Source organism: Aeromicrobium sp. CF3.5, assembly GCF_051262695.1.
Classification (GTDB): Bacteria; Actinomycetota; Actinomycetes; order Propionibacteriales; family Nocardioidaceae; genus Aeromicrobium.
Window position 1 is genome coordinate 116,017 of sequence record NZ_JBIMEZ010000001.1, and the last position, 23,194, is coordinate 139,210.

Here is a 23,194-nt window from a genome sequence, read left to right on the forward strand (position 1 = left end):
GCCTAGTTGTCGGTCGCGATCACATCTCCTCGTGGGTGTCCGGGTCGCCGTCGAACAGGCGACCGTCCGACCGGCCGAGCGCGGTGATCGCGGTGACCTCGTCATCGGCCAGCTCGAAGCCGTCGACGTCCAGGTTCTCGCGCTGCCGCGACGGCGTGCCGGACTTGGGAATCGGCAGGGCGCCGATCTGCAGCTGCCACCGCACGATCACCTGGCCGGGCGTCACGCCGAGGCGCTCGGCCGCTGCGACCACGACCGGCTCGGCGAACGGGGCCTGCTTCTTGCCCAGCGGGCTCCACGACTCGGTCACGATGCCGCGGGCGGAGTTGACCTGCCGCATCGTCACTTGGGGGAAGTACGGGTGCAGCTCGATCTGGTTGACCGCCGGCGTCACGCCGGTCGCGTCGATGATCCGGTCCAGGTGTGTCGCCGTGAAGTTGGAGACCCCGATGTCGCGCACGAGTCCCTCGCGCTGCAGGTCGACCAGGGCGCGCCACGCCTCGACGTACTGGTCCTGGCTCGGGTTCGGCCAGTGGATCAGGTGCAGGTCGAGATGGTCGAGGCCGAGCCGGTCGAGCGATCCGCGCGTCGAGGCGATCGCGTCGTCGTAGCCGTGGTCGCGGCCGGGCAGCTTGCTGCAGACGAGCAGGTCGTCGCGGTCGACGCCGGAGCGGCGGATCGCCTCCCCGACCTCGGTCTCGTTCTCGTAGTTCACGGCCGTGTCGATCAGCCGGTAGCCGACCTCGATGGCCGAGACGATCGAGGCGATGCCGTCGTCGCCGCTCAGGGGGTAGGTGCCGAAACCGACTGCGGGCAGCTGACGTCCGGAGGCGAGGGTGTGCGTGATCATGGCTCCACGCTACGACCCACAGGGACAAGCCTCTCCCCGAAACCTGGCGCCTCTCCCCTGTTGGAACCTGGGAGACGTGCAGGATTCCCAGGAGATCCTGGGAATCATGTGACGGGTGGGATCAGAGGCGGGTGGGGTCGACCTGGATGCGGACGCCGGGGAGCTTGGCTGCGCTGCGCTCGGCCGCGACCTCCTGCAGCGCGCGCGACAGCGCGGCGCCCTCGCGGCGGGGGGTGCGCAGGATGAGGCGTTGCGGCGAGGCCGGATCGCGTGGGTCGAGCGGCACCGGGCCGAGCACCTCGGTGTGCGGAGGCCACGATCGCTCGACCAGCGTGGCGAGCACCTCGGCGTCGGCCTCGATACCGGCCAGGCGCGCGACAGGTGGCAGGTGCGTCTCGGCCCGGTCGGCCAGCTCACGCTCGGCCAGGCCGACCGGATCAGCACGGACCAGGGCCTGCAGCTGGGCCGGATCGCCGATCACGACGGCCTGCGCTCCTGGCCCGGACAGAGCGAGGGCGTTGAACCAGCGGCGGTGCGACTCCTCGAGGATGCGCACGTCGTCGCGGGCCAGCATGAGCCAGGTGTCGAGCAGCACGACGACGGAGTAGCCCTGGGGCGCTGGCGGCTCCGCCCCCGGCGTGGCGAGCACGATGGTGCGGCCGCCGGGCGCCTCGGCGAGGACGTGGGAGCCGCCGCTGGTGACCACGGTCTGCTCGGGGAAGGCTCGCCCGAACTCCTCGGCCGTGCGCAGCTGACCCACGGTCGGCGCGCGCAGCACGGACCCCCCGCACTCCCGGCACGACCAGGGATCGGCCACCGTGCCGCACCACCGGCACACCGGGGCCGTGGCGGCGCCGGTCTGCACCAGGGCGCCCTCGCAGGCCGCGCAGCGTGCCGACGCACGGCATCGCTGACAGGCCAGCGAGGTGCGGTAGCCGCGCCTCGGCACCTGCACCAGCACCGGCCCGGCGGCCGCGCGCACCGCGGCGAAGACCTCACGCGGCAGACGCACCGGCGCGGCGCCGTCGACGCTGCCGTCGGTGAGGGTGACCCGCGGCCACCGTGTGCGACGGGTCGGCTGATCGGCCACCAGCTCGTCGCACCAGCCCGACGCCACCAGGGACTGGCCCTCGGCGGTGCGGGCGTGTCCACCCACCAGCAACCCGCACTTCTCCCGCGAGGCCCGCAGCAGCATGACCTCCCGGGTGTGCGGGTAGGGGGCTCGCGGCTCCTCGAAGAGATCGTCGCCGTCGTCCCACAGCCCCAGGAGACCGAGGTCCGTGACCGGGGCGTAGGCCGCTGCTCGCGTGCCGAGGACCACTCGCACCGCACCTCGCGACGCCGCGAGGAACGAGCGCCACCGCTCGGCCGGCGGCTGCCCGGCGGTCAGCACGACGAATCCGTCGGCACCGAGCACCTCGGCGAAGGTGACACGCCACCGCTCGACGTCGCGCTGGTCGGGCACGCAGATGATCGCGCCTCGACCACTGAGCACGGTCGCCAGTACGGCCTGGGCCACCAGCAGGGCTGGATCGGATCCGGGCAGCGCGTTCCACCACGACCGCGGGCTCTGTCTCGACGCGAGAGCCTCGATCATCGCCGGGCCACCGGCCAGATCGGCCCACACGGCGGGGTCGGCTGGTCCTTCGATGCTGACGGGTGACTGACGCGCCTTCTCGGCTCGAGCGTGTCGAGGGGGCACCGCGAGCCGCAGCACGTCGCCGAGCGAGCCGGCGTACCGGTCGGCCACGTCGCGCGCGAGACCCAGCACCTCCGGGGACAGCACGGGCTCGGGCGAGACGACCTTGGTCAGGAAGGCCAGTCGTCCACCGTGGGCGGACTCGGCCACGCGCTCGATCACGAATCCGTCGACCTGCTGGCCAGCGAATCGCACCTTGACCCGGCTGCCGACCACCGCCTGGTCGTCGAGATCGGCCGGCACCAGGTAGTCGAAGAGGCGGTCGAGGTGGGCCAGCCCGGTGTCGACGGCGACGCGGGCGACCGGGAGCTCGGCCGCGGCGTCGGGCGGGGGCTTGACGCGAGCCTTGTGCCGCGACGCGGGTGCGGCGATCAGCTCCAGCTGCTCGTCGCTCCGCTCGTCACCACCCGTGTCGCTCACGTGGGTGTTTCTACCAGCCGGGCCGGACACACCCGAGTCGCTCCCCCTCAGACCTTGCCAGATCCACGGCCGCCGACTAACGTACAACCTTATGGTTGTATTAATGGATCTGGACGACCCCACGGTGGACCGCCTGTTCCACGCCCTCGCTGATGCCACGCGCCGCGACATCGTGCGCCGCACCGTCGGGGGCGAGCTGTCGGTCAGCCGCTTGGCCGAGGCGTATCCCATGAGCTTCGCGGCGGTGCAAAAGCACGTCGCGGTGCTCGAGCGGGTGGGGCTCGTCACCAAGCACCGTCACGGGCGGGAGCTCCTCGTGTGCTCCGACCCGGATGCCGTTCAGCGTGCTCGTCGAGCGCTGGACCAGCTGGCCGAGGCCTGGGAGGGCCGGATCCAGCGCATGGCAGATCTGCTCGACGCCACACCGCACGATCCACCCACCACCCACGAAGGACGATGACATGGACCTGCTGATCGACAAGGATCTCGAGAACCACACCCTGACCGTCACCGCGACATTCGACCACCCGCGGGACAGGGTCTGGGACCTGTACGCCGATCCCCGCAAGCTCGAACGCATCTGGGGACCCCCGACCTACCCGGCCACGGTCGTCGAGCACGACCTGTCCCCCGGTGGCGTCATGCGCTACTTCATGACGTCGCCGGAGGGCGAGCAGCACCACGGGCTCTGGCGGATCTCGGCGGTCGAGCCGGGCGAGTCGTTCGCCGCGGACGACTACTTCGCCGACGCGGACGGCAACCCGGTGGCCGACCTGCCAGCCACGCACTTCGTGTTCACCTTCAGCGAGTCCGACGGCCGCACCACGATGGTGACCGTGTCGTCCTACGACTCGCGCGAGGCCCTGGAGCAGGTGCTCGCGATGGGCATGGAGGAGGGCCTGACCGCGGCCATGGGTCAGATCGACGGGGTACTCGGCGACGCCTGAGGCGACCGCACACGTAAGAACGCCCTCACCCGGTCCGGGTGAGGGCGTTCTCGTGGCTCAGATGCGATCAGGCGCCGGCGGCGGCCTTGAGCGCGGCTGCGCGGGAGGTGTCCTCCCACGGCAGACCATCGCGGCCGAAGTGGCCGTAGGCAGCGGTCTGCGCGTAGATCGGACGCAGCAGGTCGAGATCGCGCACGATCGCACCGGGGCGCAGGTCGAAGACCTCCAGGACGGCGTCACGGATCGTGTCGACCGGGACCGTCTCGGTGCCGTAGGTGTCGACGTAGAACCCGACCGGCTTGGCCACGCCGATCGCGTAGGCGACCTGGACCTCGGCCTTGCGAGCGAGCCCCGAAGCGACGATCGTCTTGGCGACCCACCGCATGGCGTAGGCGGCGGAGCGGTCGACCTTGCTCGGATCCTTGCCCGAGAAGGCGCCACCACCGTGACGCGCGTAGCCGCCATAGGTGTCGACGATGATCTTGCGGCCCGTGAGGCCGGCGTCACCCATGGGTCCACCGATCACGAACTTGCCCGTGGGGTTGATGTGCAACCGGTAGTCCGACGTGTCGATGTCGTACTGCGCCAGCACGGTGTCGATGACGTGCTTCTTGATGTCGTTCGGCAGCTGGTGGTCCAGGTCGACGCCGTCCTCGTGCTGCGTGGACAGCACGATCGCCTCGACCCGCACGGGCCTGTCGTCATCGTCGTACTCGATGGTGACCTGGGTCTTGCCGTCCGGGCGCAGGTAGGGCAGCGTGCCGTCCTTGCGGACCTGGGTCAGCTGCTGGGCCAACCGGTGGGCGATCGTGATCGGCAGCGGCATCAGCTCGGGGGTCTCATCGACCGCGAAGCCGAACATGAGGCCCTGGTCGCCGGCACCCTGGGCGTCGAGGGGATCGGTGGCGCCACCGAGGCGCGTCTCCTCAGCGGTGTCCACGCCCTGCGCGATGTCCGGGCTCTGCGCGTCGAGGGTGACCTGCACGGCGCAGGACTCTCCGTCGAAGCCCTTGGTGGAGGAGTCGTAACCGATCTCCAGCACGCGATCACGCGCAATGCGCGCGATGTCGACGTAGGCCTCGGTGGTGACCTCGCCGCCGACCAGGACCAGGCCGGTGGTCACGAAGGTCTCGCACGCCACCCGGCTCTTGGGATCCTCGGCCAGCAGTGCATCGAGCACGCTGTCGCTGATCTGGTCGGCGATCTTGTCCGGATGACCTTCGGTCACGGACTCGGAAGTAAATAGACGACTCACGAACTCTCCTCATTCAGGCCGCTGGCGCGGCGCACGACGAACAACACTCTAACGATCAGGATGGGTGGACGCTCAATCGTCCATCTCGTGGACGCAGGCGTCCCAGACGGCGTGGGCCAGGTCGATCTTGGGACCGAACGAGATCTCGGTGCTGGAACCGCCAGCGGACAAGATGACCGCCTCGGTGTCCTCGCTGCCGAACACGCGACCTCCACCGACGTCGTTGACGACCAGCAGGTCGCACCCCTTGCGGGCGAGCTTGGCCCGGGCGTGCTCGAGCACGGTGGCGGACTCGTCGCCGGTCTCGGCGGCAAATCCCACGAGCACGGGCGACGCGGCCCCGTGCCGAGAGGCGACGAGCTCGGCGAGGATGTCGGGATTCTCGATCAACGAGATCTGGGGCGCAGCACCGTCGGGCGTCTTCTTGATCTTGGTCCCGATGAACTCGGCGGGGCGGAAGTCGGCCGGCGCCGCAGCCATGACCACGACGTCGGCGTCGCGGGCGGCCTCGAGCATGGTGAGGCGTAGATCCTCCGTGCTGACGACCGAGACGACCTCGACACCGGCCGGTGGCTCCAGGGCCACGTTGGCGGCGACCAGCGTGACCTCGGCTCCTCGAGCGACTGCGGCCTCGGCCAGAGCCCACCCTTGCCGTCCCGACGATCGATTGCCCAGGAACCGGACGGGGTCGAGGTACTCGCGGGTGCCGCCAGCCGACACCACGACCCGTTTGCCGGACAGATCGTGCGGACGAGCCGGCACAGGGTCGAGCAGCCCGAGGGCAGCGGCCACGATGTCGGCGGGATCGGGGAGTCGGCCCTTGCCCGTGTCGACGCCGGTCAGGCGACCGACGGCGGGCTCGATCACGTGCACGCCGCGCGAGCGCAGGACCGCGACGTTCGCCGCGGTGGCGGCGTGGTCCCACATCTCGGTGTGCATCGCCGGGGCGAGCACGACCGGACAACGAGCGGTGAGCAACGTGGTGGAGAGCAGGTCGTCGGCCAGGCCCGCGGCCGCACGCGCCATCAGGTCGGCGGTGGCCGGCACGACCACGACGAGGTCGGCGGACTGACCGATGCGCACGTGCGCGACCTCGTCGACGTGGTCGAACACCTCGGACTGGACCGGCTGGCCCGACAGCGCCTCCCACGTGGCGGCTCCCACGAAGTTCAGCGACGCCGCAGTGGGCACGACGCGCACGCGGTGCCCCGCCTCGGTGAACAGGCGCAGCACCTCAGCGGCCTTGTAGGCCGCGATCCCACCGCTGACGCCCAGGACGACGTCGAGCCCGGTGGCGGCGGTGGGTGTCACGTCAGTCATGACGAGCGTCCTCGGGGAGGATCAGGCCTCGGGCGTGGCCGTGGGGTCGATGTCCTCGACGGTCAGGAGGTCGGAGTTGATCTCGCGCAGCGCGATCGACAACGGCTTCTCCTGCACGTCTGTCTCGAGCAGGGGGCCGACGTACTCCAGCAGGCCCTCGCCGAGCTGGGAATAGTAGGCGTTGATCTGGCGAGCACGCTGGGCGCTGTAGAGCACCAGCTTGTACTTGCTGTCAGCCTTCTCCAGCAGGTCGTCCAGCGGCGGATTGGTGATGCCGATGGCAACGGAACGCGTGGTGGACACAGAGAGCCTCACAGAGTTGGAGAGAGAAGGATTCAACGGGACGGTTCGATGCCCGGGCGAGCAGAGTCATGTCCGTCAACGAACAACTGTACCAATTCTGCGCAGGCAGTCCCAACATCGGTGTTCACGATGGTGACGTCGAACTCCGACTCGGCGGCCAGCTCGACCCGAGCCGTCTCCAGACGTCGCTCACGCTCCGCTGCGGACTCGGTGCCGCGGCCGACCAGACGGCGGGTCAGCTCCTCCCAGCTCGGCGGGGCCAGAAAGCACATCAGGGAGTCGGGCATGGCCTTGCGCACCTGCCGCGCACCCTGCAGATCGATCTCCAGCAGCGCCGATCGGCCGGCGGCCAGCTGCTCCTCGACCGCTGCACGCGGCGTGCCGTAGCGGGCCCGACCATGGACGAGCGCCGACTCCAGCAGCCCGCCGGTGGCCTCCAGCTCGTCGAACTGTGCCTCGTCGATGAAGTGGTAGTGCACTCCGTCGACCTCGCCCGGGCGGGCCGGTCGCGTCGTGACCGACACCGAGATCCAGATCTCTGGGTGGTCACGGCGCACGCATGCCGCCACAGTTCCCTTGCCCACGGCCGTGGGACCGGCCAGCACGACCAGCCGCGATCGATCGGGCCGCAGATCACTCACGCGCGGGATCGAACTCGGCCACCAGAGCCGAGACCTGGTTGGCGCCGAGGCCGCGCAGCCGCCGGCTCTCGGCGATGCCGAGTCGATCCATGATCTCGGCGGCCTTGACCGCGCCCACTCCGGGCATGGAGCGCAGCAGGTCCACGACCTTGAGCTTGGCGATGATGCCATCGGTGCGGGACTGGTCGATGACCTCGGTCAGGGTGGCGCCCGAGTTCTTCAGACGATTTTTGACCTCGGCACGAACCCGCCGCGCGACGGCCGCCTTCGCCAAGGCGTCCTCTCGCTGCTCGGGCGTCAGTTTCGGCAGTGCCATCTGTTCGGTCCTCTCGCTACTTCAGGTCGATGTCGCACGAGCTCTGGGCGTCCTTGACGACCGCCTCGCGGTCGGCTTGCGTGTCGTTGAACGAGGCGTAGGCCTCCTCGAGCACGGCGATGTCGGACTCGGACAGCGAGGCTCGCTCGTCCGCGTCGGCCATGTCGTCGAGCGCGAAGCCGACCTCGTCGTGGGCCTGCAGCACACCGCGGGTCGCCGAAGCGATGGTGGTCCACTGCTTCTTGCTCTCTGCCGGAGCGACCTCGCTGATGTCGGTCAGGACGGCTGTGTATCCGGTGTAGGCCTCGGTCGTCCTGTCCGAGTCGAAGGAGTCGAGCACCTGCTCGTCATCCTGGACGGTCTGGCAGTACGCGCTCGGTCCGCTGCAGGCGCCGAGGAGTCCCAGCAGCACCGCCGCGGCTGCGCCACCCGTCAGGTTCACCGTCCACGCCTTGCCCGCCGACATGCAGTCCCCCTCCGCAGGCCACCCAGCCCCTTGATGCTCGCTTGAGGCGACCTTACAAGTTCGCCTGCACCAGCTCAGCATTGAGGCGCGTGGCCTCCGCCCTCAGCGCCCCGACCTCAGGTCCGGCACCCAGCACGCCGCGCGAGCTCGCTGCGATCACCTGGGACCGCACCCCGTCGAACAACCGGGCCAGGTCCTCGACGGTCCCGCCCTGGGCGCCGAGTCCCGGCACCAGCAACGGGCCGTTGATGTCCAGGTCGGCCTCCGTCTGGCCGATCGTGGCTCCGACCACGGCACCCAACGAGCCCAGGGGCGCGGCACCGGCGTTGCGGGCGCGCAGCTCGTCGAGGATCCCCTCGGCCACCGTGCGACCGGTGTCGTCGCGTGCGTGCTGCACCTGGTGACCCTCGGGATTGGAGGTCAGCGCGAGGACGAACACGCCGGCATCGTTGCGTGCGGCGACGTCGAAGAAGGGCTGGAGCGAGCCGAAGCCCAGAAAGGGGCTGACCGTGACGGCGTCGGCCGCCATGGGTGAGTCCTCGTCGAGGTAGGCGTCTGCGTAGGCCCGAGCCGTGCTCCCGATGTCGCCCCGCTTGACGTCCAGGACGGTCAGCGTGCCGGTGTGTCGGAAGTCGGCCAGGGTCCGTTCGAGCACTGCCACCCCGGTGGCACCGAATCGCTCGAAGAACGCCGACTGCGGCTTGACGAAGCCGACCCGGCCGGCGAGTGCCTCGACGCAGGTGCCGGCGAATCGCTCGAGTCCGTCGAGCGAGTCCGAGAGACCCCACTGCTCCAGCACGGACCCGTGCGGGTCGATGCCGACGCACAGGGGGCCGTACGCCCGCCGAGCGGCGTCGAGCCGGGAACCGAACGTCATGCGCGTGCCTCCTTCAAGAACGTGCCCCACTCCTGCAGCGAGGTGACGCCGATGCTTCCGTCGATCAGCGCCTCGATGCCCTGCACGGCCGCTCCGAGGCCCTGCACCGTGGTGATGCACGGGATGCCCTCGGCGACCGCTGCGGTGCGGATCTCATAACCGTCCACGCGCGCGTTGACGCCCGCCGAGATGCCGTGCGGCGTGTTGATGATCAGCTGGACCTCCTGCGCCTGAATCTTCTCGACGACCGTGCCCTGGTCAGCTACCCCTGATACTTGTCCTTCATGGATCTTGCGGACCACCGTCGCCGTGACCCCGTTGCGGGCGAGCACTGCGGCCGTGCCGCTGGTCGCGAGGATCTCGAATCCCAGATCAGCCAGTCGCTTGATGGGGAAGATCATGTGGCGCTTGTCCCGGTTGGCCACCGACACGAACACCCGCCCCGACGTGGGCAGGCCGTTCTGGGCCCCGGCCTGACTCTTGGCGAAGGCCTTGCCGAAGGAGGTGTCGAAGCCCATCACCTCACCGGTCGAACGCATCTCCGGACCCAGCAGCGTGTCGACGTAGGTGCCCTCGTAGGTGCGGAACCGGTTGAAGGGCATGACGGCCTCCTTCACCGCGATCGGAGCACCGGCCGGCATCAGCCCACCGTCCCCCGTCGCCGGCAGCAGACCGTCGGCACGCAGGTCGGCGATCGACTCGCCGAGCATCACCCGGGCTGCTGCCTTGGCCAGCGGCGTGGCCGTCGCCTTGGAGACGAACGGCACCGTGCGTGAAGCACGCGGATTGGCCTCGATGACGTAGAGGATGTCCGAGGACAGCGCGAACTGGATGTTGATCAGTCCCAGCACGCCCACACCGCGGGCGATGGCCTCGGTCGACTCACGGATGCGGCCGATCTCCAGATCGCCCAGCGTGATCGGGGGCAGGGCGCAGGCCGAGTCGCCCGAATGCACTCCGGCCTCCTCGATGTGCTCCATGACGCCGCCGAGGAACAGCTCGGTTCCGTCGTACAGGGCGTCGACGTCGATCTCGATGGCGTCGTCGAGGAACCGGTCGACCAGCACGGGTCGCTCGGCCGAGATCTCGGTGGACCGGCTGATGTAGTCGGCGAGGGTCTGCTCGTCGTAGACGATCTCCATGCCCCGGCCGCCCAGCACGTACGACGGGCGCACCAGCACCGGGTACCCGATCTCCTCGGCGATCTGTCGCGCGTGCTCGAAGGTGGTGGCCATGCCGTGCTTGGGCGACGGGAGGCCTGCGGCATCGAGCACCTGTCCGAACGCTCCGCGCTCCTCGGCCAGGTCGATCGCAGCCGGCTGGGTGCCGACGATCGGCACGCCGGCAGCCTCGAGACCGGCGGCCAGGCCCAGCGGAGTCTGTCCGCCCAGCTGCACGATGACGCCGGCGACCGGGCCGGCCTGCTGCTCGGCGTGCACGACCTCGAGGACGTCCTCGAGGGTCAGCGGCTCGAAGTAGAGCCGGTCGGCGGTGTCGTAGTCGGTCGAGACGGTCTCGGGATTGCAGTTGACCATGATCGTCTCGTAGCCGCCCCACTCCCGGCCTTCCCACTGCAACGGGGCGGTCGACAACGCCTGCACCGCGTGCACGCACGAGTAGTCGAACTCGATGCCCTGGCCGATGCGGTTGGGTCCGCTGCCGAGCACGATGACAGCGGGACGGTCGCGGGGTTCGACCTCGGTCTCCTCGTCGTAGGAGGAGTAGTGGTACGGCGTCTTCGCAGCGAACTCTGCCGCGCAGGTGTCCACGGTCTTGTAGACCGGACGGACCCCGAGCGCGTGTCGCACACCGCGCACCACGTCGGGTGCCATCTCGCGGATCCGACCGATCTGGTGGTCGCTGAAGCCGTGCCGCTTGGCCCGGCGCAGCAGCAGCGGCGACAGCTGGTCGGCCGCGATCAGCTCGGCGGCCACCTCGTTGATCAGGGCCAGCTGGTCGACGAACCACGGGTCGATGCGGGTGGACTCGAAGACCTCGGTGGTGGTGGCCCCCGCACGCAGCGCGTCCATCACCTTCTTGAGTCGGCCGTCGTGGGGACGCGCGATGTCGGCGAGCAGGGCGTCCTTGTCGAGGTCGACCCAGCGCTTGCTCCAGTCGAACTCCGCATCCGGCCGCTCCAGCGAGCGCAGTGCCTTCTGCAGGGCCTCGGTGAAGTTGCGACCGATTGCCATCGCCTCGCCGACGGACTTCATGTGCGTGGTCAGCGTGGAGTCGGCCGCCGGGAACTTCTCGAACGCGAATCTCGGCACCTTGACGACGACGTAGTCCAGCGTCGGCTCGAAGGAGGCCGGCGTCTCACGCGTGATGTCGTTGGGAATCTCGTCCAGGGTGTACCCGATCGCGACCTTGGCGGCGATCTTGGCGATCGGGAATCCGGTGGCCTTGGACGCCAGCGCGCTGGAGCGCGAGACCCGCGGGTTCATCTCGATGACCACGATGCGGCCGTCCTCGGGGTTGACCGCGAACTGGATGTTGCAGCCGCCGGTGTCGACGCCGACCTCACGGATGACACCGATCGAGATGTCGCGCAAGCGCTGGTACTCCACGTCGGTGAGGGTCATGGCCGGAGCCACCGTGATGGAGTCGCCGGTGTGCACCCCCATGGGGTCGAAGTTCTCGATCGAGCACACGATCACCACGTTGTCGGCGGTGTCGCGCATGACCTCCAGCTCGTACTCCTTCCACCCGAGGATCGACTCCTCGAGCAGCACCTCGGTGGTGGGGCTGAGCGCCAGGCCCGATCCGGCGATGCGGTCGAGGTCGGCGCGATCGTAGGCCAGCCCGCTGCCGCTGCCGCCCATCGTGAACGAGGGTCGGACCACGACCGGGTACCCGCCCAGCTCGTCGACGCCCGCGACGCACTCGTCCATCGTGTGGCAGATGACCGAGGCGGCGACCTCGGCGCCCCACTGCTGCGGCAGGTCCTCGACGATCCGCTTGAAGGTCTCGCGGTTCTCGCCCTTCTCGATCGCGTCGATCGAGGCACCGATCAGCTCGACGCCGTATTTGTCCAGCACACCGGCCTTGTCCAGGGCGATGGCCGCGTTGAGCGCGGTCTGGCCGCCCAGCGTGGCCAGCAGGGCGTCGGGGCGCTCCTTGGCGATGACCATCTCGACGTACTCGGGGGTGATCGGCTCGACGTAGGTGGCGTCGGCGAACTCCGGATCGGTCATGATCGTGGCCGGGTTGGAGTTCACGAGGATGACCCGCAGGCCCTCCTCGCGCAGGACCCGGCACGCCTGGGTGCCGGAGTAGTCGAACTCGCAGGCCTGTCCGATGACGATCGGGCCCGAGCCGATGACCAGGACCGATTCGATGTCCGTGCGCTTGGGCATCAGGCGTTCACTCCAGTCATCGTGCGAGGTTCGGACATGAGGTCGATGAATCGGTCGAACAGGTAGGCGGCGTCGTGCGGGCCGGCGGCAGCCTCGGGGTGGTACTGCACGCTGAACGCGGGCCGGTCGAGCAGCGCGAGGCCCTCGACGACCTGGTCGTTGAGGCACACGTGCGTGACGCGGGCGTCACCGAACGGGGTGTCGAACATGCCCTCGACCGGAGCGTCGACAGCGAATCCGTGGTTGTGGGCGGTGACCTCGACCTTGCCGGTGGTGAGGTCCTGCACCGGCTGGTTGATGCCGCGGTGGCCGTAGACCAGCTTGTAGGTCCCCCGGCCCAGGGCGCGCCCGAAGACCTGATTGCCCAGGCAGATGCCGAAGTATGGGATGCGGTCGGCCAGGACCGCCTGCACCAGCGCGATCGGATGGTCGGCGGTGGCGGGATCACCCGGCCCGTTGGACATGAAGACACCGTCGGGCGCGATGTCCTGGATCTGCGCGTAGCTGGTCGTCGCCGGCAGGACGTGCACCTCGATGCCCCGCTCGGCCATCCGGCGCGGAGTCATGCCCTTGATGCCCAGGTCGATCGCGGCCACGGTGAAGCGCTTCTCCCCCACGGCAGGCACGACGTACGCCTCGGTCGTGGTGACGTCAGCCAGGAAGTCCGAGCCCTCCATGCGGGGCGCCGCCGTAATGCGCGCCAGCAGCTGGTCGATGTCGGCGGCGCTGAAGGAGTCGGGACCCGACGCGATGGCCCCGCGCATGGATCCACGTTCGCGCAGGTGCCGCGTGAGAGCCCGGGTGTCGACGCCACTGATGCCGACGACCCCCTGATGCTTCAGCTCGTCGTCGAGCGAACGGTCCGATCGCCAGCTGCTGAAGACCCGGGCGGGGTCGCGCACGACATAGCCGTCGACCCAGAACCGCCGGGACTCGAAATCCTCGTCGTTGACGCCGGTGTTGCCGATGTGCGGCGCTGTCATCGCGACGATCTGACCCGCGTACGACGGGTCGGTGAGGGTCTCCTGGTAGCCGGTCATGCCGGTGGAGAACACGATCTCGGCGATCGTCTCCCCCGTGGCGCCGTAGGACTGACCGTGGAACACCCGGCCGTCCTCCAGCACCAGGATCGCGGGAACAGTACTCATGCGTGAACCTCGAGTCATGAAAGGACCTCCCGGTCCGGGACGAGCTGACCGTCGAGCACGGTGGGGCGACCGGCGAGGATCGTGGCGACGACCCGCCCGGGCAGCTCGCGGCCTGCGTAGGGCGTGTTGCGCGACAGCGAGGCGGTGTCAACGGGTCGCACCTCGCGCGACGTGGTCGGGTCGTACAGCACCAGGTGGGCCGGCTCACCCACGGCGATCGGCCGACCGTGGGAGGCGACCCGACCGATCGAGGCGGGCAGCGCCGACATGGCCTCGGCCACCCGCTCCCAGCCGATCAGACCGGTGTCGACCATCGTCTGCTGCACGATCGACAGAGCCGTCTCCAACCCGATCATGCCGAAGGCCGCTGCCGACCACTCACACTCCTTGTCCTCCATGGGGTGCGGCGCGTGGTCGGTCGCGACGATGTCGATCGTGCCGTCGGCCAGTCCCTCCCGCACCGCCTCGACGTCGTCGGCCGTGCGCAGCGGCGGATTGACCTTGAAGATCGGGTCGTAGCTGCGCACCAGGTCGTCGGTCAGCAGCAGGTGGTGCGGCGTGACCTCGGCCGTGACGTCGATGCCACGGCTCTTGGCCCAGCGCACGATCTCGACCGACCCGCGCGTGGACAGGTGGCACACGTGCAACCGTGAGCCGACGTGCTCGGCCAGCAGGACGTCACGCGCGATGATGGCCTCCTCGGCGACCGCTGGCCACCCGGTGAGCCCGAGCTCGCCGGACAACCGGCCCTCGTTCATCTGCGCGCCCTCGGTGAGGCGCGGCTCCTGCGCGTGCTGCGCGATGACGCCGTCGAACGCCTTGACGTACTCCAGCGCCCGCCGCATCAGGACGGCGTCGTGGACGCACCTGCCGTCATCGGAGAAGACCCGGACCCCGGCCGCTGAGTCGGCCATGGCACCGAGCTCGGCCAGCCGCTCACCGCCGAGCCCCACGGTGACCGCACCGATGGGCTGCACGTCGCAGTACCCGCTCTCGCGGCCCAGCCGGAACACCTGCTCGACGACACCGGCGGTGTCGGCCACCGGATCGGTGTTGGCCATGGCGTGCACGCAGGTGAATCCACCACGTGCGGCGGCCTGCGAGCCGGTGTGCACCGTCTCGGCGTCCTCACGGCCCGGCTCGCGCAGGTGGGTGTGCAGGTCCACGAGGCCGGGCAGTGCGATGAGTCCGGTCGCGTCGATCGTGCGCAGCTCGACGCCGTCTCGCGGCGCGGCGGTGTCCGCACCGATCGAGGCGATCACGCCGTCGCGCAGGACGAGATCGGCAGGATCAGCGCCGAGGATGGTCGCGCCGAGGATCAGGTAGTCGGTCATGCGGTTCCTTCGACGTCGGTGAGATCGGACGACTCCTCGGCCGAGGTGGCTCCCCCGACCAGCAGGTACAACACGGCCATGCGGACCGCGACTCCGTTGGTCACCTGCTCGACGATGACCGACCGCTCGTGGTCGGCGACGTCGGCGGTGATTTCCATGCCCCGGTTCATGGGACCGGGGTGCATCACGATGGCGTGATCGGGCAGACGATTCATCCGGGCGGTGTCCAGCCCGTACCGCCGGCTGTACTCGCGGGCACTGGGGAAGAAGGCCGCGTTCATCCGCTCGGCCTGCACCCGCAGCATCATGATGGCGTCGGCCTGCTCGAGCGAGGCGTCGAGGTCGTAGGAGGTCTCCACCGGCCAGGCATCGATACCGACCGGCAGCAGGGTGGGCGGCGCCACCAGCCTCACCCGGGCACCCAGGGTGTGCAGTAACAGGGCGTTGGACCGAGCGACACGACTGTGCAGCACATCGCCCACGATGGTCACCCGTTTGCCAGCCAGATCCCCGAGATGCTTTCGCATCGTGAAGGCGTCGAGCAGAGCCTGGGTGGGGTGCTCGTGGGTGCCGTCGCCGGCATTGATGACAGCGCCGCTGGTCCACTGGGCCTGCGCGAGACGATGGGGCGCGCCGGAGTGATGGTGTCGCACGATGACGGCGTCGGCACCCATCGCCTGCAGCGTGAGCGCCGTGTCCTTGAGGCTCTCGCCCTTGGACACGCTGGAGCCCTTGGCCGAGAAGTTGATGACATCGGCACTCAGCCGCTTGGCCGCGGCCTCGAAGGAGATGCGGGTGCGGGTGGAGTCCTCGAAGAACAGGTTGACGACGGTCCGACCCCGCAGGGTCGGCAGCTTCTTGATCGGGCGGCTCGCCACCCCGAGGAGCTCCTCGGCCGTGTCGAGGATGCGTACGGCGTCCGACCGGGTGAGGTCTCCAGCGCTGAGCAGGTGCTTGATCATGCGGAACCGCCGCCGGAGATCGACCCACCCGAGATGGACACCGCATCGCGACCGTCGACCTCGTCCACGGCGACCTTGACCTGCTCGGCCAGCGACGTCGGCAGGTTCTTGCCCACGTAGTCGGCCCGGATCGGCAGCTGGCGGTGGCCCCGGTCGATCAGCACGGCCAGCTGGACGGCCTGAGGGCGACCGATGTCGGCCAGGGCATCGAGCGCCGCGCGGATGGTCCGGCCCGAGAACAGCACGTCGTCGACCAGCACGACGGTGCGTCCATCGACGTCCTCGGGGATGTCGGTGTGCTCGAGCGCTCGGGCCGGCTTGAGGCGCAGGTCGTCGCGGTACATCGTGATGTCGAGCGCGCCCGCCGCGATGGTGCGGCCCTCGACCTCGGACATGCGCGCGGCGATCCGGTCGGCCAGATGCACTCCGCGCGTGGGGATCCCGAGGATCACCAGACCGTCGGCGTCGCGATTTCGCTCGAGGATCTCGTGGGTGATGCGGGTCAGCGCCCGCGAGATGTCCTGCTCGTCGAGGACGGTGCGCTCGAGGATGGGGCGGGACTGGGCAGCACTCTGATTTTCGCCGGAGGACGTCGTCACGAGTGACCTCCTTCTCCGCCTCACGGGACGGCCGTTAAAGGATGTCGATCGCGATCACCTTATCAGCGCCCGCGGACGGTTCAGGCGGCGCGTGACAGGTCTTCGTGCGGCTGGGCGAACCCGTCGCGGAGAGTCTCCGGCGCGACGGTGCGCGAGCGGCGCCAGTAGGTGGGCAGCACGTGCTTGAGGAAGACCGGCGGACACTCGATGAGGTAGCGGCGGAACAGGCGACGAGGCTCCTGCAGGAGCCGGAACAGCCACTCGGTCCTGGTGGCCCGCACCCAGGCCGGAGCCATCTGCGCCGCCCCGGTGACCATGTTGAGCGACCCGCCGACGTTGACGATGACGCCGTGGTAGCCGCAGCGTCGGATGGCCTCGCCGATGCGGTCGCCGAAGGGCGGGGTGACGGCGATCAGCAACATCTCGACGTCGTCGGCGACCAGCCGCCGCGCGAGGCCGCGGGGATCCCACGCGTCGCGCCGGCCGTGATCGCGGAACTCCACGAGCATGCCCGCGTCGTGGAACATGCCGCGGACATCGTCGCCGACCTCACGATCGGCACCGAGGATCGCGACCTTGAGACCTGCGAAGGTTCGGCTGCCGATCATGCGGTGCACCAGCGCCGATCCCGTGACCCGCTGCGTCCTGACGCCGCGCGAGCGCATCAGGGTGACGATGGGCCAGCCGTCGGCACTGATGTAGTCGGCGGCCTCGATCGTCGCCGCGAAGATCGGGTCACGATCGGCGAGTGCCAGGTGGTGCAGGTTGACCGTCTGGATGCGCTTGGGCTGGGGATCACACAGCGCGGCGTCCAGCTCGGCATCGCTGCGCAGACACTTGTCCGCCATCCGGTCGATGAAGTCGTCGGTGATCATGAACTCGCTCTCAGGGGCCCGCCTGCGGTGACAGGTTCCACCCGGAGAGAGCCCCGGCGCTCTCGCTCATGACGCGGGTTCGTGGGGACGCACACGGTCAGGACGTTGTACCCGAGACTCCCTATGGCACAACGTCCTGGGGAGTCACGAACGAGGGAGGTTGAGGCGAGAGAGGGTCAGAGGGCGAGGGAGGGCTTCAGCTCGACCAGGCGGCTGAGAAGTCCGGCCACGAAGGTCGGGGACTCGTCGGTGGACAGCTCGCGGGCCAGATCGACGGCCTCGCTGACCGCGACGGCGTCCGGGACGTCGTCGAGGTAGAGGATCTCGTAGGCGCCCAGCCGCAGCAGGTTGCGGTCGACGCCCGGCATGCGGTCCAGCGTCCACCCGACCGCGTGCTCGGAGATCAGGGCGTCGAGTCGCTCATGGTGCTCGATGACACCCTCGACGAGCGCCACCGCGTAGTCGTTGGCCGGATACTCGTGGCCAGCAGCTCGGCGTTCGGTCAGCGACTCACCGAGCGGACGGCCCTGCAGCTCGGACTCGAACAGGACGTCGAGAGCACGCTTGCGGGACTTGGTGCGAGCCGACATCAGTGGGACCGCAGATTCACGAGGACACGCGGCTGACGTAGCTGCCGCCGTCGCGGGTGTCGACCTTGATCTTCTCGCCGGCGGTCAGGAACAGCGGGACCTGGATCTCCTTGCCGGTCTCGAGGCGCGCAGGCTTGGTGCCTCCGCTGGATCGATCGCCCTGCAGGCCGGGTTCGGTGTACTCGACCAGCAGCTCGACCGTGGGGGGAAGCTCGACGGACAGGACACGACCCTCGTTCGTCGCGACGACGGCGTCCTGGTTCTCCAGCAGGAATCCGACGGTGTCACCCATGACCGAGGGCGCGACCTCGAGCTGCTCGAAGGTGGTGTTGTCCATGAACACGTAGCTGGTGCCGTCGTTGTACAGGTACTGCATCGTGCGGCGATCCACCGTGGCGGTCTCGACCTTGGTGCCGGCGTTGAAGGTCTTGTCCACGAGCTTGCCGGACTCGACGTTCCTGAGCTTGGTGCGGACGAAGGCAGGGCCCTTGCCGGGCTTGACGTGCTGGAACTCCACGACAGCCCACAGCTGTCGTTCGATGTTCAGCACCATGCCGTTCTTCAGGTCGTTCGAGGTGGCCATCAGGAGATCTCCAGGAGGTCGGTGGTCATCTGGGTGAGTACGTCGGGCTGGCCGGGGGCACTCGTCACGAGGACGGTGTCCTCGATGCGCACTCCCCCACGTCCCGGGACGTAGATGCCCGGCTCCACCGTGAGGACGGTGCGAGGAGCGAGTCTACCGGCGTGCGCGGCGGAGATGAACGGGTCCTCGTGGATCAGGAGCCCGACACCGTGTCCGAGGCCCGTGGTGAACCGGTCCAGCCAGCCGGCAACGTCCAGCGAGGAGCGCGAGACACGGTCGATCTCGGCCAGGGTGGTGCCGTCCGTGCACGCGCGCACCCCGGCGGCCTGGGAGTCGCGGACCGCGGCGTGCACGTCGCGCTGCCAGGCATCCGCCGAACCCACGACCATGGTGCGCGTGCAGTCCGCGTGATAGCCGTCGACGCGAGCACCGAAGTCGACCTTGAGCAGATCGCCGAGGTCCAACGGTCGGTCGGTCGGCTGGTGATGTGGGATGGCCGTGTTCTCCCCGGCCGCGACGATCGTGGAGAAGGCAATGGCCTCGGCTCCGGTCTCGAGCATGCGGAACTCCAGGCGTCGGGCGATCTGACGCTCGGTGAGGCCGGTGAGGGGCTGGTCCAGCAACCAGGTCAATGCGTCGGTGGAGATGGCGCAGGCGGTGCGCAACGACTCGATCTCGCGGTCGTCCTTGATCTCGCGCAGACCTTCGACGAGCCTCGCGCCCGGCACCAGCGGCACCGACGCGAGCTCGGAGAGCTGGCGGTGGTCATCGACGCTGAGGGTGTGGGTCTCCAGGGCCCACGGCCCGTCGGACCTCATGCGCCTGGCTGCACCGCCGAGCAGGTCGCGACCCACCTCGACGAGCAGATCAGGGGCCTCGGCGGCCGCCTGGTCGCGGTAGCGCCCATCGGTGAACAGCACCGCGTCGCCGTCGGCCGGCACCAGCAGCGCCCCGTTGGACCCCGAGAAACCGCTCAGGTAGCGCACGTTCTCGGCCGTGGTCACCAACAGGCCCGCCACCCCACGTGCCGCGAGCTCGGTGACCAGGCGCTGACGCCGCTCGGCACTCATGCGGTCACCGCGCGGAAGCAGTCCGCCAGCAGGGCCTCGTCCGGTCCGGCGAGGATTCCGGGGCGCCCGAGATCCTCCAGCACGACGAATCTCAGCTGGGCACCTCGGGACTTCTTGTCCAGACGCATCGCTGCGAGCAGGTCGTTCCAGTCCGAGGAGCTGGACTTGTCCCACGTCACCGGCAGCCCCGCCGCCGTGAGGACCGACCGGTGTCGATCGAGCAGCTCGGCACCGATGAGTCCGGAGCGCCGGGCCAGCTCGGCGACGAACACCATGCCGATGCTGATCGCCTCGCCGTGCCGGATCTGGTGCCTGCGCACGATCTCGATGGCGTGCCCCAGGGTGTGCCCGTAGTTGACCGCCTCGCGCCCGATGCCCGTTCCAGAACGGTGCGGACCCGGCACCAATCCAGCAGAGCCGCTGGTCTCGCGCAGATCACCGGAGACGGCGTGAGCCTTGACCTCGATGCCGCGGGCGATGAGCTCGGCCAGCAGCGGCGAGGTCGGGTCGAGGGCTGCAGCGGGATCGGCCTCGAAGAGGTCGAGGATCCCCGTCGAGGTCCCCGTGTCGGCGATGAACCCGCACTTGAGGATCTCGGCCATCCCGCTGCGCAGCTCGGCCATCGGCAGACTGCCCAGGACGTCGAGATCACACAGGACGGCCGCCGGTTCGTGGAAGGCGCCAACAAGGTTCTTGCCGTGCGGTGTGTTGATGCCGGTCTTGCCCCCGACCGCCGCATCGACCATGCCGAGCACGGTGGTGGGCACGTTCACGAAGGCCACGCCCCGCAGCCACGTGGCCGCGACCAGGCCGGCCAGGTCGGTGGTGGCGCCTCCCCCGAGACCGACGACCACGTCCGAGCGGGTGAAGCCCTCCTCACCCAGACGCGCCCAGCAGGTCGCGAGCACGTCGGCGGTCTTGGCCGCCTCGCTGTCGGGCACCTCGATCGACGTGACCTGGCGCCCGGCGTTGCGCAACGGCTGGACCAGGGACTCGAGCATCTCGGTGAGCGTCGGCGGGTGGATCACCGCGATGCGCAGCGCGTCGTCGCCGACGGCACGCAACAGCTCGTCGCGTGCGCCGGCCCCGATCGTGACGTCGTAGGGACGACCGGCGTCGATCGTGATGCGCCGGGTCATGACGACGCCCCGATCAGGTCGACGACCTGGTCGGCCACCCCGTTCGCGTCGAGCTCGTCGGTGACGATGACGTGGGTGGCGACGGCCGTGTAGAGCGGGCGACGCGCGTCCATCAGCGACTTCAGCTGGGACCGTACGTTGCCCAGCAGCAAGGGTCGGCCCGCGCCGAGTCCGACTCGAGATGCCGCCGCGGCCAGTCCGACGTCGAGGAACACGACGGCGTGATCGGCGAGCGCGGCGCGCGTGGTCTCGCTCAGGATCGCACCGCCGCCCAGCGACAGCACACCTTGGTGCTCGGCCAGCGCCGCAGCGACGGCCTTCTCCTCCAGGGCCCGGAAGTGCTGCTCACCGTGGTCGATGAAGATCTCCTGCACCGTGACGCCGGCAGACCGCTCGATGTCGTGGTCGGTGTCACGCACTGCCACGTTCCAGCGGGCCGCGACGGCGTCGGCCACCGTGGTCTTGCCGGCACCGGGAGGCCCGACGAGCACCACGACCGGTCCAGCGGTCACGCGAACCTCAGGTGCTCGAGATAGGTCTCGACGTTGCGACGGGTCTCGCTGACCGAGTCACCGCCGAACTTTTCGATGATCGCGTCAGCCACGACCAGCGCCACCATGGCCTCGGCCACGATGCCAGCGGCCGGGACGGCACAGACGTCGGAGCGTTGGTGATGGGCGCGCGTCTCCTCGCCGGTGCTGACGTCCACGGTGCGGAGCGCCCGCGGCACGGTGGCGATCGGCTTCATCGCGGCCCGGACCCGCAGCTGCTCGCCGGTGGTCATCCCGCCCTCGGTGCCACCGGATCGGCCTGTCGTGCGACGGATGCCCCAGCTCCCATCGGTGCCGGGAGTCGGGACGATCTCGTCGTGGGCCAGCGAGCCACGGGTGCGGGCGAGCTCGAAGCCGTCACCGAGCTCGACGCCCTTGATGGCCTGGATGCCCATCAGTGCGGCGGCCAGCCGGCCGTCGAGGCGGCGGTCCCAGTGGGTGTACGAACCGAGACCGGGCGGGAGTCCGTCGACCACGACCTCGACCACACCGCCGAGCGTGTCGCCGTCCTTGTGTGCCGTGTCGATCTCGGCGACCATCGCGTCGCTGGTGTCGGGGTCGAAGCAGCGCACCGGATTGGCGTCGAGCGCCTCGACATCGGTGTGCGAGGGGATGGACCCGGCCGGTGCGCGAACGGTGCCGAGCTCGACGACGTGCGACAGCACCGTCGCACCGGTGGTCTGGGCGATGAACTGGGCCGCGACCTCGCCGAGGGCGACACGAGCGGCCGTCTCGCGAGCGCTGGCCCGCTCGAGCACCGGCCGGGCCTCGTCGAAGTCGTACTTCTGCATGCCGGCCAGATCGGCGTGGCCGGGCCGAGGCCGCGTCAACGGCGCATTGCGCTTCAGACCGGCCAGCACGTCGTCGTCGACAGGATCGGCCGCCATGACCTGGTCCCACTTGGGCCACTCGCTGTTGCCGATCCGCATCGCGACGGGGCTGCCCATCGTCACCCCGTGCCTGATGCCGCCGATGATCTCCAGCGCGTCGGCCTCGAAGGCCATGCGGGCTCCGCGGCCGTAGCCCAACCGGCGCCGAGCCAGTGCGGACTGGATGTCGGTGCTGGTGACGTGAACCCCGGCGGGCAGGCCCTCCAGGACCGCCATCAGGGCGGGGCCGTGCGACTCACCTGCGGTCAACCAACGAAGCATGGGGCGATTCTTCCACGGCGGCACCGCCCCTCGCTCAGGCGTACAGCACGCCACCCGCCGCGACACCGATCACGGCACCGAGCAGCATGTAGGGCCCGAAGGCGAAGCCGGATCGATCCACCAGCCCCAGCCGGGCCAGGATGGCCCCCAGGATGCCGCCGAGAAGGAATCCGACGTACCCGCCGACCACGGTCTCGGCCAGTCCGAGTGCACCCAGCGCGAGGCCGATCACGGCCGACAGGCGTACGTCGCCGTAGCCGAACGCACCACCGAAGAACCGTGCCGCCAGCCAGTGCATCGCGCGATAGATCGCATACAGCGCCACGTTGCCGATCAGGGCGTGCACGACCAGGTCGACGTCGCGGGCCCACGCGGCGCCGATGGCCGTCAGCGTGAGGACGAGGACGTACAGCGGGACGACCAGCACGAAGGGTAAGTACCGGGTGTGCCAGTCGATGAACGACAACCACGCACCGACTCCGGCCAGCACGATCCACACGGGCATCAGCTCGGGCACCTCGATGCGCCACGCCACCACCCCCGCGCCGATCGCCGCCGGCACCGCGAGCCACCAGCGGATGCCGCGGATCGTCGCGACCTGCGCGTAAGGGATCTTGTCCGGTTCGGGCTCGGCCGGTTCGGGCAGCGCCAAGATGGCACGAGGCCCGGCCAGGGCGATCGCCGCTGCTGCAACTGCGCTGAGGGCGACGAGCAGGACCGGATCCACCCGGTGAGCCTAGTG

The 23,194-nt window shown here is 69.5% G+C and carries 24 protein-coding genes; 2 read left to right on the forward strand and 22 right to left on the reverse strand.

The window, feature by feature from the left end; all coding sequences use genetic code 11:
• Positions 1-19: 19 nt before the first annotated feature.
• Positions 20-850: an aldo/keto reductase gene (locus ACHAA3_RS00570; protein WP_435706979.1), complete on the reverse strand. Its 831-nt coding sequence runs from the start codon at positions 848-850 to the stop codon at positions 20-22.
• Positions 851-971: 121 nt separating this feature from the next.
• The gene (locus ACHAA3_RS00575) at positions 972-2,969 is read right to left on the reverse strand and encodes a primosomal protein N' (RefSeq protein WP_435706980.1); all 1,998 of its coding nucleotides are present in this window, start codon (positions 2,967-2,969) and stop codon (positions 972-974) included.
• A gap of 103 nt (positions 2,970-3,072) precedes the next feature.
• Here ACHAA3_RS00575 and ACHAA3_RS00580 point away from each other — a divergent pair, with 103 nt between their 5' ends.
• Both ACHAA3_RS00580 and ACHAA3_RS00585 read left to right on the forward strand, forming a co-directional pair.
• The gene (locus ACHAA3_RS00580) at positions 3,073-3,429 is read left to right on the forward strand and encodes an ArsR/SmtB family transcription factor (RefSeq protein WP_435706981.1); all 357 of its coding nucleotides are present in this window, start codon (positions 3,073-3,075) and stop codon (positions 3,427-3,429) included.
• Position 3,430: 1 nt separating this feature from the next.
• Positions 3,431-3,916 (forward strand): SRPBCC family protein, encoded by a 486-nt coding sequence (locus tag ACHAA3_RS00585; protein ID WP_435706982.1) that lies wholly within the window; start codon positions 3,431-3,433, stop codon positions 3,914-3,916.
• A 67-nt stretch (positions 3,917-3,983) separates the two neighbouring features.
• Here the strand turns inward: ACHAA3_RS00585 and metK are convergent, their stop codons facing one another.
• The 20 genes from metK to ACHAA3_RS00685 all read right to left on the reverse strand — a co-directional run bounded on the left by metK (position 3,984) and on the right by ACHAA3_RS00685 (position 23,179).
• Positions 3,984-5,171, reverse strand: coding sequence for a methionine adenosyltransferase (gene metK, locus ACHAA3_RS00590; protein ID WP_435706983.1), 1,188 nt, complete (start codon positions 5,169-5,171; stop codon positions 3,984-3,986).
• A gap of 72 nt (positions 5,172-5,243) precedes the next feature.
• Positions 5,244-6,491, reverse strand: coding sequence for a bifunctional phosphopantothenoylcysteine decarboxylase/phosphopantothenate--cysteine ligase CoaBC (coaBC, locus tag ACHAA3_RS00595; protein WP_435706984.1), 1,248 nt, complete (start codon positions 6,489-6,491; stop codon positions 5,244-5,246).
• Positions 6,492-6,512: 21 nt separating this feature from the next.
• Positions 6,513-6,794: a DNA-directed RNA polymerase subunit omega gene (rpoZ, locus tag ACHAA3_RS00600; protein ID WP_435706985.1), complete on the reverse strand. Its 282-nt coding sequence runs from the start codon at positions 6,792-6,794 to the stop codon at positions 6,513-6,515.
• A gap of 32 nt (positions 6,795-6,826) precedes the next feature.
• Positions 6,827-7,426: a guanylate kinase gene (gene gmk, locus ACHAA3_RS00605; RefSeq protein WP_435707566.1), complete on the reverse strand. Its 600-nt coding sequence runs from the start codon at positions 7,424-7,426 to the stop codon at positions 6,827-6,829.
• A gap of 1 nt (position 7,427) precedes the next feature.
• Entirely contained in the window at positions 7,428-7,751 is a 324-nt protein-coding gene (mihF, locus tag ACHAA3_RS00610; protein ID WP_435706986.1) for an integration host factor, actinobacterial type, read from the reverse strand.
• 16 nt (positions 7,752-7,767) lie between these two features.
• Positions 7,768-8,217, reverse strand: a complete 450-nt coding sequence (locus ACHAA3_RS00615; protein ID WP_435706987.1) for a hypothetical protein — start codon at positions 8,215-8,217, stop codon at positions 7,768-7,770.
• A 52-nt stretch (positions 8,218-8,269) separates the two neighbouring features.
• Positions 8,270-9,094: an orotidine-5'-phosphate decarboxylase gene (gene pyrF / locus ACHAA3_RS00620; protein WP_435706988.1), complete on the reverse strand. Its 825-nt coding sequence runs from the start codon at positions 9,092-9,094 to the stop codon at positions 8,270-8,272.
• Positions 9,091-12,450, reverse strand: a complete 3,360-nt coding sequence (gene carB / locus ACHAA3_RS00625; RefSeq protein ID WP_435706989.1) for a carbamoyl-phosphate synthase large subunit — start codon at positions 12,448-12,450, stop codon at positions 9,091-9,093. The genes pyrF and carB overlap by 4 nt, the downstream gene beginning before the upstream one ends.
• Positions 12,450-13,598, reverse strand: a complete 1,149-nt coding sequence (gene carA, locus ACHAA3_RS00630) for a glutamine-hydrolyzing carbamoyl-phosphate synthase small subunit (RefSeq protein WP_435706990.1) — start codon at positions 13,596-13,598, stop codon at positions 12,450-12,452. The genes carB and carA overlap by 1 nt, the downstream gene beginning before the upstream one ends.
• A 14-nt stretch (positions 13,599-13,612) precedes the next feature.
• Positions 13,613-14,932, reverse strand: a complete 1,320-nt coding sequence (locus ACHAA3_RS00635) for a dihydroorotase (protein ID WP_435706991.1) — start codon at positions 14,930-14,932, stop codon at positions 13,613-13,615.
• The gene (locus ACHAA3_RS00640) at positions 14,929-15,894 is read right to left on the reverse strand and encodes an aspartate carbamoyltransferase catalytic subunit (protein WP_435706992.1); all 966 of its coding nucleotides are present in this window, start codon (positions 15,892-15,894) and stop codon (positions 14,929-14,931) included. Before ACHAA3_RS00640 ends, ACHAA3_RS00635 begins: the two co-directional genes overlap by 4 nt.
• Positions 15,891-16,493, reverse strand: a complete 603-nt coding sequence (gene pyrR / locus ACHAA3_RS00645; RefSeq protein ID WP_435706993.1) for a bifunctional pyr operon transcriptional regulator/uracil phosphoribosyltransferase PyrR — start codon at positions 16,491-16,493, stop codon at positions 15,891-15,893. Before pyrR ends, ACHAA3_RS00640 begins: the two co-directional genes overlap by 4 nt.
• Positions 16,494-16,573: 80 nt before the next feature.
• A complete protein-coding gene (locus ACHAA3_RS00650; protein WP_435706994.1) occupies positions 16,574-17,368 on the reverse strand; it encodes a WecB/TagA/CpsF family glycosyltransferase in 795 nt (264 codons plus the stop codon).
• Between the two features lie 176 nt (positions 17,369-17,544).
• Positions 17,545-17,958: a transcription antitermination factor NusB gene (gene nusB / locus ACHAA3_RS00655; RefSeq protein ID WP_435706995.1), complete on the reverse strand. Its 414-nt coding sequence runs from the start codon at positions 17,956-17,958 to the stop codon at positions 17,545-17,547.
• Positions 17,959-17,974: 16 nt separating this feature from the next.
• Positions 17,975-18,541 carry an elongation factor P gene (gene efp, locus ACHAA3_RS00660; RefSeq protein ID WP_435706996.1) on the reverse strand — a complete coding sequence of 189 codons (567 nt, stop codon included), beginning with the start codon at positions 18,539-18,541 and terminating at the stop codon, positions 17,975-17,977.
• Positions 18,541-19,611, reverse strand: coding sequence for a M24 family metallopeptidase (locus ACHAA3_RS00665; protein WP_435706997.1), 1,071 nt, complete (start codon positions 19,609-19,611; stop codon positions 18,541-18,543). The genes efp and ACHAA3_RS00665 overlap by 1 nt, the downstream gene beginning before the upstream one ends.
• Entirely contained in the window at positions 19,608-20,750 is a 1,143-nt protein-coding gene (aroB, locus tag ACHAA3_RS00670; RefSeq protein ID WP_435706998.1) for a 3-dehydroquinate synthase, read from the reverse strand. Before aroB ends, ACHAA3_RS00665 begins: the two co-directional genes overlap by 4 nt.
• Positions 20,747-21,262, reverse strand: a complete 516-nt coding sequence (locus ACHAA3_RS00675; RefSeq protein WP_435706999.1) for a shikimate kinase — start codon at positions 21,260-21,262, stop codon at positions 20,747-20,749. Before ACHAA3_RS00675 ends, aroB begins: the two co-directional genes overlap by 4 nt.
• Positions 21,259-22,452: a chorismate synthase gene (gene aroC, locus ACHAA3_RS00680; protein ID WP_435707000.1), complete on the reverse strand. Its 1,194-nt coding sequence runs from the start codon at positions 22,450-22,452 to the stop codon at positions 21,259-21,261. Before aroC ends, ACHAA3_RS00675 begins: the two co-directional genes overlap by 4 nt.
• Before the next feature lie 34 nt (positions 22,453-22,486).
• Positions 22,487-23,179, reverse strand: a complete 693-nt coding sequence (locus ACHAA3_RS00685) for a prepilin peptidase (protein WP_435707001.1) — start codon at positions 23,177-23,179, stop codon at positions 22,487-22,489.
• Positions 23,180-23,194: the final 15 nt, after the last annotated feature.

Bases quoted from the DNA above. Each gene is read 5' to 3' on its own strand.
- ACHAA3_RS00570 (WP_435706979.1), bottom strand. From the start codon at position 850: ATGATCACGCACACCCTCGCCTCCGGACGTCAGCTGCCCGCAGTCGGT.
- ACHAA3_RS00580 (WP_435706981.1), top strand. From the start codon at position 3,073: ATGGATCTGGACGACCCCACGGTGGACCGCCTGTTCCACGCCCTCGCT.
- ACHAA3_RS00585 (WP_435706982.1), top strand. From the start codon at position 3,431: ATGGACCTGCTGATCGACAAGGATCTCGAGAACCACACCCTGACCGTC.
- coaBC (WP_435706984.1), bottom strand. From the start codon at position 6,491: ATGACTGACGTGACACCCACCGCCGCCACCGGGCTCGACGTCGTCCTG.
- mihF (WP_435706986.1), bottom strand. From the start codon at position 7,751: ATGGCACTGCCGAAACTGACGCCCGAGCAGCGAGAGGACGCCTTGGCG.
- ACHAA3_RS00615 (WP_435706987.1), bottom strand. From the start codon at position 8,217: ATGTCGGCGGGCAAGGCGTGGACGGTGAACCTGACGGGTGGCGCAGCC.
- pyrF (WP_435706988.1), bottom strand. From the start codon at position 9,094: ATGACGTTCGGTTCCCGGCTCGACGCCGCTCGGCGGGCGTACGGCCCC.
- carB (WP_435706989.1), bottom strand. From the start codon at position 12,450: ATGCCCAAGCGCACGGACATCGAATCGGTCCTGGTCATCGGCTCGGGC.
- carA (WP_435706990.1), bottom strand. From the start codon at position 13,598: ATGAGTACTGTTCCCGCGATCCTGGTGCTGGAGGACGGCCGGGTGTTC.
- ACHAA3_RS00635 (WP_435706991.1), bottom strand. From the start codon at position 14,932: ATGACCGACTACCTGATCCTCGGCGCGACCATCCTCGGCGCTGATCCT.
- ACHAA3_RS00640 (WP_435706992.1), bottom strand. From the start codon at position 15,894: ATGATCAAGCACCTGCTCAGCGCTGGAGACCTCACCCGGTCGGACGCC.
- ACHAA3_RS00650 (WP_435706994.1), bottom strand. From the start codon at position 17,368: ATGATCACCGACGACTTCATCGACCGGATGGCGGACAAGTGTCTGCGC.
- nusB (WP_435706995.1), bottom strand. From the start codon at position 17,958: ATGTCGGCTCGCACCAAGTCCCGCAAGCGTGCTCTCGACGTCCTGTTC.
- efp (WP_435706996.1), bottom strand. From the start codon at position 18,541: ATGGCCACCTCGAACGACCTGAAGAACGGCATGGTGCTGAACATCGAA.
- ACHAA3_RS00665 (WP_435706997.1), bottom strand. From the start codon at position 19,611: ATGAGTGCCGAGCGGCGTCAGCGCCTGGTCACCGAGCTCGCGGCACGT.
- aroB (WP_435706998.1), bottom strand. From the start codon at position 20,750: ATGACCCGGCGCATCACGATCGACGCCGGTCGTCCCTACGACGTCACG.
- aroC (WP_435707000.1), bottom strand. From the start codon at position 22,452: ATGCTTCGTTGGTTGACCGCAGGTGAGTCGCACGGCCCCGCCCTGATG.